Here is a 12,318-nt window from a genome sequence, read left to right as displayed (position 1 = left end):
CCTGCCATGACCCCCATCTCACTCGTGGTCTCCGACGTCGACGGCACGCTGCTGACCAAGGACAAGACGCTGACGGAGCGCGCGCGGAGCGCAGTGGAGCGGCTGCACCGGGCCGGCATCGGCTTCACCATCACCTCCAGCCGCCCCGCGATCGGCATGCGCTTCCTGATCAAACCGCTGGCGCTGTGGCTGCCGGTCGGTCCCTTCAACGGCTCCTCGATCATCGATCCCGAGATGAGGCCGGTCGAGCAGCACCTGATTCCCGCGAGCGCGGCCGAGCGGTCCTTGCAGATCCTCCGCGACTACGGCGCCGACATCTGGCTGTTCACGACCGACAAATGGCTGATCGACAACCCCCGCGGCAGCTACGTCGCCCACGAGCAGCACACGATCCGCGCCGACCCCACCATCGTGCCCGATTTCTCGCCGTACCTATCGAGCGCCTGCAAGATCGTCGGCGCCAGTGCCGATGCGGCGAGGCTCGCGGCTTGCGAGAAAGCGATGCAGGAGGCGCTCGGCCGCGAAGCCACCGCGGTGCGCTCGCAGACCTATTATCTCGACATCACCCCGCCGGGATTCAACAAGGGCACCTTCGTCGAGGCCATGGCCAAGCGCGTCGGCATCTCGACCGATGCCGTTGCCACCATCGGCGACATGCAGAACGACCTCGCGATGTTCCGCGTCAGCGGCGTCTCGATCGCCATGGGCAATGCCGCCGACAACGTCAAGGACGAGGCGACGCACGTCACTGCGAGCAATGAGCAGGACGGTTTTGCCGAGGCGATGGAGATGATCTTGAAGCGGAATGGGGTTGGGTAGGAGTTGAAGCCCCCAAGGAACCAATGACCTCGACTGTCGCCTGACGCTCGGTATCCACCTCTAACTCCCCGACGGGGCTACGGGAGAGGTGAACAATGCCGCAGCGGTCACTTCTTCGACCGCTGCATCGCCGGCTTCTCGCTCTTCCGTCTTGCCGCCGAGAGGTTATGCGCGGTGTTGATCAGGGCGATGTGGGTCAGCGCCTGCGGGAAATTGCCGGTCTGCCGGCGGGCCACGGAGTCGTATTCCTCCGCCAGCAGCCCGACATCGTTCGCAATGCCCACGACGCGATCGAACAAGGCTTGCGCCTTGTCGAGATCGCCCGACAGCACATAGGCGTCGGCGAGCCACAGGCTGCAGGCCAGGAACGCGCCTTCGAGCGGTGGCTGCCCCGCTGGCAGCTCGCGTGGATCGTGCCGTAGCACGAAGCCGTCGCGCATCAGGCATTTTTCGACGGAAGCAATGGTGCCGCGGATGCGCGGATCCGATGGCGGCAGGAAGCCGACGGCCGGCAGCAGCAGCACGCTGGCATCGAGCAGTTTCGAGCCGTAGGATTCGACGAAGGCGTTTTCCTCTGCATCGAAGCCGTTGTTGCAGACGTCGCGATGGATCGCCTCACGCAGAGTGCGCCAATGCAGCAGCGGCGCCTTGAAGCCGAAGGTCTCGGCACTCTTGATGCCGCGGTCGAAGGCGACCCAGGTCATGACCTTGGAGAAGACATAATGCTTGGGCTGTCCGCGCCGCTCCCAGATACCGTGGTCGGGCCGGTCCCAGACCTCGGCCAGATGATTGAGCACGGCGCATTCCAGCGCCCAGGTCTGCTCGTCGAGCTTGAGCTTGGCCATGCGCGACTGGTGGAAGGCATCGATCAGCTCGCCATAGACGTCGAGCTGGAGCTGCGCATGCGCGGCGTTGCCGACGCGCACGGGCTGCGCGCCCTCGTAGCCGCCGAGCCAGCCCGCCTCCCATTCCAGCAGCCGCCGCTGGCCCCAGATGCCGTACATGATCTGCATGTTCGCCGGCGATCCGGCGGCGGCGCGCAGCAGCCAACTGTGCCAGGCCGAGGCTTCCTCGGTGTAGCCCGAGTTCATCAGCGCCAGCAACGTGAACGTGGCGTCGCGCAGCCAGCAGAAGCGGTAGTCCCAATTCCTGCTTCCCCCCAGCCTTTCCGGCAAGGAGGTGGTGGGGGCCGCGACGATGCCGCCGGTCGGAGCAAAGGTCAGCGCCTTCAGTGTGATCAGCGAGCGCAAGACGAGGTCCTGATAGCCGCCGTCGCGGGCACAATGGCCGCACCAGTCCTGCCAGAATTTCTCGGTCTCCTGGAAGGCGAGCTCCGGATCGATCGATGCCGGCGGCTCGAGATGCGAGGGGCCGTAGGTCAGGACGAACGGGACGGTCTCGCCCGCCCCGACGTCGAACTCGGCAACTGTCGTCAGGTCCTCGCCGCGGGTCTCGACGGGTGTTCGCAGCACCGTCATGTCCTGGCCGCAGATCGCGAGCAGCGCATGATCCATTCGCCGCACCCAGGGAATGTCGGCGCCGAAGCCGAAGCGGATGACGAGCTCCATCCGCATCTTCACGGTGCCGCTGACGCCTCGGACCAGCCGCACGATGTCCGAGGCCTTGCCGCGCGGCGGCATGAAGTCGATCAGCGCGACGGTGCCGCTACTCGTCTCAAAACACGTTTCGAGGATGAGGGTATTGCCGAGATAGCGCCGCGAGATGCGGGTCGCGTGCTCACTCGGCGCGATCAGCCAGCGCCCGTTCTTGTGCGTGCCGAGGATGGCGGCAAAGCAGGCATCGGAATCGAAGGCAGGCCAGCACAGCCAGTCGATCGAGCCGTTGCGCCCGACCAGCGCCGCGGTCTCGCAATCGCCGATCAGCGCATAGTCCTCGATCCTCTGAGCCAATGTGGTGCGAGCCTGGGAATCCCGACTGTCAACTCCCGCCGGGCAAGGAACGTTCCCGCGTCGCGGCCTTCAAAGCCGCGAGATCGATCTTGGACGCGATCTTGTCGAGCGCAACAGGAAGGCGCTGGCGCCAGTTCGGATGCTCGTCGATCGTGCCGGGAATGTTGGGCTGGTCGATCACACCGAGCAGATCCTCCATGGACACCGCGAGCAGGCGAGAGGGCGTGCGCGACAGGAAGGCGAGCACCGAATAGAGGTCGTTGGCGCCGATGCCGTTCTGGCGCAGGATCTCGTCGAGCCTGCCGAGCGCATCCCAGCGCGCCTGGTCGTTCTCGCCGGGATCGAGCCCGAGCGAGCGCTTCATCTTGAGGTCGCTGAAGGAGCGCCAGCCGGCATAGGTGCACAGGTCATGCGTGTTCAGCGTCACCAGCGCGTTGGGCCGGTAGTGGTCGACGTTGCGGAAATGGCCGGCATCGTCGCGCTCGAACATCATGACGAGGTAGGACCAGATGCCGAAATCCTGCATCATCTCGCGGAAACCTTCAGGCACGGTGCCGAGGTCCTCGCCGATCACGATGCATTTGTGGGCCGCGCTCTCGCACGCGACGGCCGCCAGCAGCGCCTCGAACGGCATCTGCACATAGGCACCGTTATCGGGCTTGAAGCCGCGCGGCACCAGATAAAGCCGCTTCAGACCCAGCACGTGATCGAGCCTGATGGCGCCGGCATGGCGCATCGACGCTGCGAGCATGTCGGCGAACGGCACGAAGGACTGCGCCTCGAGCCCACCGGCGTTGAAACCGGCGAGACCCCAGTCCTGGCCGATGGTGTTGAGCACGTCGGGCGGCGCGCCGACGGCGAGATGGCGGGAAATCGCCTTCTGCTCGTTCCAGGCATCGAAGCCGTTGGACTGCACGCCGACGGCGACGTCGAGATAGAGCCCGACCCGCATGCCGAGCTGGCTGGCGAGCTCCTTGGCGGCATGCAATTGGCTGTCGGCCGTCCATTGCACGAATTCGACGAACTCGATCTCGCGCTTGCCCGGGCCATTGCGCAGCTCGGTGCATTTGGCCTCGTCCGGCTGTTGCCATTCGGATGGCCACTCCCACCAGGGTGCGTTGAAGCGATGCCGCAGCACCTCGAAGCAGGCAAAGCGGGACAACAGCGGCGCGCGAGCGGCGCGGAAGCCGTCAAACGCCTTGCGGCGCGCCTGGCTCGCGCTCGTCACGAAGCTGTCAAAGGCGGCGCGCAGGCCCAGCCATTTCAACGCCGCCATGTCGGCATAAGGGACGCGATCACCTTCGCGCAGACGGGCCGCCGTCGCGGCCGCGTTGGGCACGAGGTCTGCCGAGAATTCGGGAATCGCCTCGACGTCGATGTAGAGCGGGTTGAGGAAGAGCCGGCTGTTCGGCGAATAGGGGCTGCAATCGGCGGGGTGGTCGTCGAACAGGACATGCAGCGGATTGAGGCCGACGCCGTCGGCCCCGAGCTGCTTGGCAAGCCGGACCAGCCCGGCGAGATCGGTGAAGTCGCCGATGCCCCAGTTGCGGTCCGAACGGACGCTGTAGAGCTGCACGGCAAGCAGCCAGCCGCGATCGAAATCGCCGCCGAAGGCGCGCTCCGGCGCCACGATCATCGGTACCTCTTCGGTCACGCCCGCGGCATCCGTCAGCGTCAGGCGGTGATAGCCGAGTGGCAGGCCGGCGGGCCAGGCGATCACGGGCTCGCGCGTCTCGCCCTGGGCGATCACATTGCCGTTGCCGAGGATTTTCCATTGCAGCGGCGGCGTGCCGATAGAAGCCAATTCCGTGCGCGGATGTCCCAGCGCACGCACCACGACCGGCCCGCTGGCGAAGCTGTAAACCCGCTTCTCCGGCAGCGCCTCGAGGATGGATTTGAGAGCCTCGGGCGCGGTGACCCGCAGCTTGCCGAGAGCGTCGATGAATTCGGACTGAACGCCCTTGATCCGGGCTTGAGCTAAAAGATCCATTCGGCACGCAGCTTGCAGGCCATTGTTTGGCCAGGGGCATCGATTTTAACGAGGTCGCGGAAGAGGTTAGTCAGGGGTAACTCGCACACTGCGCTTGCCGTTCCCGGGGGAACCAATGACACATAAGCGGCTTTCTATAATGGTACCAAGCGTGGGTTCCCGACAAGGGAAACGGGCTCCTGCTTTCTTGTCAATGGCATCACCGTGAACAAGACAATTCAAACTGTCGAAAGTGCCGCAGCCGGCAGCGCTTTCCTGATCGAGGACGTCTATCCCTCGATCGACGGCGGCCGCTTCGCCGTGAAGCGGATCGCCGGCGAACCGGTCGAGGTCTGGGCCGACATCTACCGCGACGGCGAGGCCGTGATCGCCGCCGCGCTGATCTGGCGAGGAGAGCAGGACCGCGAATGGCGGAGCGAGCCGATGACCCATCACGGCAACGACCGCTGGTGCGGCGCGTTCACGCCCGTTGAGCCCGGCCAATATGTCTACGCGATCGAAGCCTGGACCGACGAGTTCGCCACCTGGTCGCACGCGGTCGCGCGCAAGCGGCGTACCGGGGCCGATGTCAGCCTCGATGCCATCGAGGGCGCGGGCCTTTTGACCAAGGCGCATGGCGCGCGGCAGGACGCGGCAGCGGTCATCATCAGGCAATGCGAGGACTATCTGAGGAACGGCGACGTCGCCTCACTGCTCGCAGCCGAGCTCGGCACAGCGATGGCCGAGAGCCAGTCGCGCCCCGACCTCACCCGCTCACCACTCTTCCCGCTGAGCATAGACCGCGACAAGGCGCGCTCTAGCGCCTGGTATCAGATGATGCCGCGCAGCCAGAGCGCATTGCCGGGCCGGCATGGCACGCTGCGCGACTGCATCGCGCGCGTGCCCGACATCGCTGCCATGGGCTTTGACGTGCTCTACTTCACGCCGATCCACCCGATCGGTCACACAAGCCGCAAGGGCCGCAACGACGCGCCGGTGGCAAATGAGGGCGATCCGGGCTCGCCCTATGCGATCGGCTCGGCCGAGGGCGGCCACGATGCGCTGCATCCCGAGCTCGGCACGATCGAGGATTTTCGCGCGCTGGTCGCCACATGCCTCGAGTACGGGCTCGAGCTCGCACTGGACTTCGCGGTGCAGTGCTCGCCGGACCATCCCTGGATGACTCAGCATCCGGAATGGTTCAAATGGCGGCCGGACCGCTCGGTACGGACGGCCGACGGCCCTTATTCCGACATCGTCATTCCCGATTTCGCCTCGGTGGATCGCACCGGCCTGTGGAATGCGTTTCGCGACGCCATGCTGTTCTGGATCGACCATGGCGTCACCATCTTCGCCATCGACAATCACGACACCGCGCCGCTTCCATTCTGGGAGTGGCTGATCCACGACATCCGCCGCCGGCATCCGGAGGTGATCCTGTTCTCCAAGACCTATGCACGGCCGAAGCTGATGAACGGCCTCGCCAAGCTCGGCTTTGCGCAGTCGTTCACCTATTTCCCCTGGCGCACGGAAAGGTGGGAGCTGGAGCAATATCTCGGCGAGCTGACGCGCTATCCCGAGCGCGAGTTCTATCGTCCGAACCTGTTCGTCAACACGGCCGACCTGCTGCCTTATCATCTCCAGAGCGGAGAGGCCTGGGCATTCAAGTCGCGCATCGCACTGGCGGCGACGCTCTCGGGCAATTACGGCATCTTTGGCGGATTCGAGCTCCTCGAGCATGAGGCCATTCCCGGCCGCGAAGAATATCTGGATTCCGAGAAATATCGGATCAAGCCGCGCGACTGGGACAAGCCCGGCAACATCAAGCCCTACATCGCCGCGCTCAATCGCATCCGCACCGAGAACGCGGCGCTCCGGCAGACGGTCAATCTGCGCTTCCTCGGCGTCGAGGATGGCGAAACCATTGCCTTCGTGAAGCAGACGGCCGAGCCGGACAATGCCGTCATCGTCGTGATCGCGCTGTCGCGCCACGTGCGCGAATTCTGGCTGCCGCTCGGCGACGTCACCATTGACGTCGGCGGGCAGCGACACCATGTGACGACACTCGAAAACCTCGTCACCGGCGAGCGGTCCTGCATCGAATGGGGCGGAATCAGATTGCGTATCGATCCAGAGCGCGATCCGGCGCTTCTATTCCGCGGCCTGGCGTAAGGGTTCACGCCATGAATGTCCTGTCTTCCGTCGATGCCAAAAAAGCCGAGGCTGCCGAGGTCGTGGATGAGCTCTGGTACAAGGATGCCATCATCTATCAGCTCCACGTCAAGGCTTTTGCCGACAGCAATAATGACGGCATCGGCGACTTCGCCGGACTGACCGAGAAGCTGCCTTACCTCCAGGAGCTCGGCGTCACCGCGCTGTGGCTGCTGCCGTTCTATCCCTCGCCCGGCCGCGACGACGGCTACGACATCGCCGACTACGGGTCGGTCAATCCCGATTTCGGGACGATGAAGGATTTCAAGCGCTTCATCCAGGAGGCGCAGAAGCGCGGCCTGCGCGTCATCACCGAGCTCGTCGTCAACCACACTTCGGACCAGCACAAGTGGTTCAAGCGCGCGCGGCGCAGCCATCCAGGCTCCAGCGCGCGCAACTGGTACGTCTGGAGCGACACCGACCAGAAATACCAGGGCACGCGCATCATCTTCACCGATACGGAGAAGTCGAACTGGACCTGGGATCCCGAGGCCGGCGCGTTCTACTGGCACCGTTTCTTCTCGCACCAGCCGGACCTCAATTTCGACAATCCGCGCGTGGTCAGCGCTATCATCCAGGTGATGAAGCGCTGGCTCGATGCCGGCGTCGACGGATTCCGCCTCGATGCCATTCCCTATCTCTGCGAGCGCGAGGGCACCTCGAACGAGAACCTCCCCGAGACGCATGCGATCATCAAGCGCCTGCGCCAGGAGCTCGATGCGTATTCCAAAGGCAAGCTGCTGCTGGCCGAGGCCAATCAATGGCCAGAGGACGTGCAGGAATATTTCGGCCGTGGCGACGAGTGCCACATGGCCTATCACTTCCCGCTGATGCCGCGCATCTACATGGCGATCGCACAGGAGGACCGCTTCCCGATCACCGACATCCTGCGCCAGACGCCGGACATCCCGGCGAGCTGCCAATGGGCGCTGTTCCTGCGCAACCACGACGAGCTGACGCTGGAGATGGTCACCGACGTCGAGCGCGACTATCTCTGGACCACCTACGCCAACGATCCCCGCGCGCGCATCAATGTCGGCATTCGCAGGCGCCTTGCGCCGCTGATGGACAACGACCGCCGCAAGATCGAGCTGATGAACTCGCTGCTGCTGTCGTTCCCCGGCACGCCGATCATCTATTACGGCGACGAGATCGGGATGGGCGACAACATCTATCTCGGCGACCGCAACGGCGTGCGCACGCCGATGCAATGGAGCCCGGACCGCAACGGCGGTTTCTCGCGCTGCGATCCGGCCCGCCTCTACGCGCCGCTGATCATGGACCCGGTCTATGGCTATGAGTCGGTGAACGTGGAGGCACAGTCGCGCAGCCTGTCGTCGCTGCTCAGCGCCACCAAGCGGCTGATCTCGGTGCGCAAGTCGACGCTCGCCTTCGGCCGCGGCACCATGACCTTCATCCGCCCGGCCAACCGCGCCGTGCTGGCCTATGTCCGGCAGTATCGCGACGAGGTGATCCTCTGCGTCGCCAATCTCTCCCGTGCCGCGCAAGCGACCGAGCTCGACCTGTCGCCGTGGAAGGACCGCATCCCGCAGGAGATGCTCGGCCGCACCCGCTTTCCCCCGATCGGCGAACTGCCTTACATGATCACGCTGGGGCCCTATGGCTTCTACTGGTTCCAGCTTCTGGAGCGCGACAAGTCCGAGCCGGTGACGCCGAGCGCGGTGCCGGAGTTCGAGACGCTGGTGGTCCCGGTGAACTCGAACTGGGTGTCGCTTGCCCGCGAGCGCGGCGTGTTCGAGCGCGACGTGCTGCCGGGATTTCTGTCACGGACGCGTTGGTTCCCCGAGCACAATCCCAAGCAGATCAAGACCGCGTTGACCTCTGCGGTACCGTTCTGCGACATCGGCGACAACCGCCCCTGGATCGCGTTTTTCGAGACCAGGCAGGGGGACGCGACCACACGCTACGTACTGCCGCTACAGATCGAGTGGGTGCGCTTCGACCGCGAGCGCTTCAACCCGAAAGCGCTGGCCGCCGTGCGCCAGGGCGCGCGCGAAGGCACGCTGCTCGATGTCGCGACCGAGCAGATCTTCATCGGCCTGTTCCTGCGCAATCTGTCGCAGAATCTCGTGGTGGAAGAGAACAATCTGCGGCTGGAGTTCAAGGCCACCAGCCGCTTCGCCGATTACACGATCAAGGAGCCCGGGCGCATCCGTGCGATCGAGCAGTCGAACAGCACCGCGCTGGTCGACAACCAGTACGTCGCCAAGATCTATCGCCGGCTCGAAAGCGGCATCAGCCCCGAGATCGAGATCGGCCACTATCTCACCGAGGTCGCGCGCTTCGCCAACACACCGGCGCTGCTCGGCAGCGTCGAGCTGGTCGACGGCGACCAGCGCAGCGCGCTCGGCGTGCTGCATGCCTATGTCGAGAACCAGGGCGACGGCTGGACGGTGACCACGGGCTATCTCGATCGTTATATCGACGAGCAGCGCGTGGCGCCGGCCGATAAGATGCCACGCGAAACCCAGGAGCAGGCGCCGTATCTGCATTTCATCGCGCAGATCGGCCGGCGGCTCGCCGAGCTGCATGTCGCCCTCGCCGCGGCAAGACCGGACGAGCTCGCTCCGGAGCCGATCGATTCCGCATGCATCGCGCGCCTCGTATCCGACCTCAAGGCTCGCGCCGAGCAGGTTTTCGAACGGCTGGCCGACAGCCGCCACGGCCTGCCGGAGGCGCACCGGCCGCTGATCGATCGGCTTACGGAGACGCGTGCGGGCCTGTCCGACCGGCTGAATGCGCTATTGCCTTCCGGGACCCGTGGGTTGAACATCCGTCATCATGGCGACTTCCGCCTCGGGCAAACTCTGATCGTGAAGGACGACATCTTCATCATCGATTTCGACGGCGATCCGCGCGTGCCACTGGTCGACAAGCGGCGCAAGGCTCCGGCCGCCCGCGACGTCGCGGGCCTGATCCACTCGATCGACGTTTCGGTTAACGCGGCCCTCAGTCGCGCGCTCACGGGCGCCTCCGACGAGCAGGGCCGGCTCGTCGCCGCGCTCGACGAATGGCGCGAACGCGCCACCGCGACCTTCCTATCCGCCTACCGCGAAGCCATGACCGACCGGAGGCTGTGGCCGGAAGATCGGCCATCAACGCGAGGCCTGTTAAGGTTTTTCCTGCTTGATCAAGCGTTCGACGAAGTAGAGCACGAGCTGTCCCACCGGCCTGAGGGGCTCCATGCGCCGCTGACCGAACTGCTTCGCATTCTGTCCAGTGCCGAGAGCGAAGCCCATGCCTAAATTGCCTGCCGAGGCCTATGCGATCATCGAGGGCCGCCACTCCGATCCCTTCCACTATCTCGGGCTGCATCCCGAGGGCGGCAAAAGCGTGGTGCGCGCGTTTCTGCCCGAGGCCACCAATGTCGAGGCGGTCGGCGAGCATGGCGAGGTCGCTCCGCTCGACCGCGTGCACGATTCCGGCCTGTTCATCGGCGCCCTGCCCAATGGCTCGAAGCACTACCAGCTGCGCGCGACCTTCGGCAACGACGTCGTCGAGTTCGAGGATGCCTACCGCTTTCCGCCGATCCTGACCGATTTCGATCTCTACCTGCTCGGCGAAGGCACCCATCAGCGCCTCTACGACAAGCTCGGCGCGCATCCGATGCGGCTCGAGGGCGTGGACGGCATCGGCTTCGTGGTGCTGGCGCCAAATGCGGGGCGCGTATCCGTGGTCGGCGACTTCAACTTCTGGGACGGGCGGCGTCACCCGATGCGGGTGCGCGGCAGCGGTTACTGGGAATTGTTCATTCCGCATGCGAAGGCCGGCGATCACTACAAATTCGAGATCATCGGCCCGCACGGCCACCTGCTGCCGCTGAAATCCGATCCGCTGGCATTTGCCAGCGAGCTGCGGCCGAAGACGGCTTCGATCGTGTTCGACGAGGCGCGTCTGCCGCGGCCGCGCCCGGCGCCCGACGGCATCAATGCCCTGTCGGCGCCGATGTCGATCTACGAGGTCCATCTCGGCTCGTGGCGGCGCAAGGGCAACAATGAATGGCTCACCTATCGCGAACTGGCCGAGCAGCTGCCGGCCTACGCCCGCGACATGGGATTCACCCATCTCGAATTCCTGCCCGTCAGCGAGCATCCGTTCGACGGCTCCTGGGGCTACCAGCCGACCGGCCTCTACGCGCCGACCAGCCGCTTCGGCACACCCGATGACTTTGCGACACTGGTCGATGCCTGCCACCGCGAGGGCATCGGCGTGCTGCTCGACTGGGTGCCCGGCCATTTCCCGGATGATCCGCACGGGCTCGGCCATTTCGACGGCACCTCGCTCTACGAGCACGCCAACCCGCTCCAGGGTCGCCACCTCGACTGGGGCACGCTGATCTACAATTACGGCCGCACCGAAGTGACGAACTTCCTGGTGTCGAATGCACTGTTCTGGCTGGAGCGTTACGCGATCGACGGTCTGCGCGTCGACGCGGTGGCCTCCATGCTGTATCTCGACTACAGCCGGCCGCCCGGCGCATGGGTTCCGAACCAGTATGGCGGGCGGGAGAACATCGAGGCGATCAACTTCCTGCGCCGTTTCAACACGGAAGTGTTCGCCCGCTTCCCGCAGGCGACCACGGCGGCTGAGGAGTCCACTGCCTGGCCTCAGGTCTCACGCCCGGTCGAATTCGGCGGGCTCGGCTTCGGCTACAAGTGGAACATGGGCTGGATGCACGACACGCTGAGCTACATCAGCAAGGATCCGATCTACCGCAAGCACCACCACGGCGAGATCCTGTTCGGCCTGCACTACGCGTTCTCGGAGAACTTCATCCTGCCGCTGTCGCATGACGAGGTCGTGCACGGCAAACGTTCGATCCTCGGCCGCATGCCCGGCGACGAGTGGCAGCGCTTCGCCAATTTGCGCGCCTATTACAGCTTCATGTTCGGACATCCCGGCAAGAAGCTGCTGTTCATGGGCGCGGAAATCGCGCAGAGCAGCGAATGGAATCACGATCAATCGCTCGACTGGCACCTGCTCGAATACAAGTACCATTCCGGCATCCAGGCGCTGATCCGCGACCTCAACCGGCTCTACCGGGCCGTGCCGGCGCTGCACCAGATGGATTGCGACCAGGCCGGCTTCGAATGGCTGATCACCGACGATGCCAACCGCAACGTGTTCGCCTGGCTGCGCAAGGGCTTTGACGAGCAGGCGCGATGTCTGGTGGTCGTCAATTTCTCTCCCAATGTCTATCGCAACTATCGCGTCCGCGTGCCTTTGGCCGGCAAGTGGAAAGAGGTGTTCAACTCCGACTCCGCCCATTACGGCGGCAGCAATGTCGGGAACATCGGCGAGGTTCAGACCGTTGACGGCAAGACGCCCGAGCTCCGCCTCACCATTCCGCCGCTCGCCGCGATCTTCCTCGTTCCGGAAAGCTGATCG

Annotated in this window: 6 protein-coding genes; 4 read left to right on the top strand and 2 right to left on the bottom strand. The window is 64.8% G+C overall.

Features of this window, described 5'->3' with window-relative positions:
• Positions 1-6: 6 nt before the first annotated feature.
• Positions 7-819, top strand: a complete 813-nt coding sequence (locus EAV90_RS16900; protein ID WP_129144072.1) for an HAD family hydrolase — start codon at positions 7-9, stop codon at positions 817-819.
• Positions 820-926: 107 nt separating this feature from the next.
• On the opposite strand, the gene EAV90_RS16895 is transcribed toward EAV90_RS16900, so the two are convergent.
• Together EAV90_RS16895 and malQ are read right to left on the bottom strand one after the other, a co-directional pair.
• Positions 927-2,729, bottom strand: a complete 1,803-nt coding sequence (locus tag EAV90_RS16895; protein ID WP_122401843.1) for a glycoside hydrolase family 15 protein — start codon at positions 2,727-2,729, stop codon at positions 927-929.
• A gap of 28 nt (positions 2,730-2,757) precedes the next feature.
• Entirely contained in the window at positions 2,758-4,719 is a 1,962-nt protein-coding gene (malQ, locus tag EAV90_RS16890; protein ID WP_129144071.1) for a 4-alpha-glucanotransferase, read from the bottom strand.
• 204 nt (positions 4,720-4,923) lie between these two features.
• On the opposite strand from malQ, the gene EAV90_RS16885 reads away from it, so the two are divergent.
• Genes EAV90_RS16885 through glgB form a run of 3 tightly spaced genes read left to right on the top strand, consistent with a single transcriptional unit; the run spans position 4,924 to position 12,315 of the window.
• Positions 4,924-6,870, top strand: coding sequence for a maltotransferase domain-containing protein (locus EAV90_RS16885; protein ID WP_129144070.1), 1,947 nt, complete (start codon positions 4,924-4,926; stop codon positions 6,868-6,870).
• A gap of 11 nt (positions 6,871-6,881) precedes the next feature.
• Positions 6,882-10,175 carry a maltose alpha-D-glucosyltransferase gene (gene treS, locus EAV90_RS16880; protein WP_129144069.1) on the top strand — a complete coding sequence of 1,098 codons (3,294 nt, stop codon included), beginning with the start codon at positions 6,882-6,884 and terminating at the stop codon, positions 10,173-10,175.
• Positions 10,168-12,315: a 1,4-alpha-glucan branching protein GlgB gene (glgB, locus tag EAV90_RS16875; protein ID WP_164936972.1), complete on the top strand. Its 2,148-nt coding sequence runs from the start codon at positions 10,168-10,170 to the stop codon at positions 12,313-12,315. The genes treS and glgB overlap by 8 nt, the downstream gene beginning before the upstream one ends.
• Positions 12,316-12,318 lie beyond the last annotated feature (3 nt).

It is taken from the genome of Bradyrhizobium vignae (assembly GCF_004114425.1).
In the GTDB taxonomy this organism is placed as follows: Bacteria; Pseudomonadota; Alphaproteobacteria; order Rhizobiales; family Xanthobacteraceae; genus Bradyrhizobium; species Bradyrhizobium vignae.
Note: the sequence above shows the minus strand (reverse complement) of the source record. Positions and strands in the feature narration are given on the sequence as shown.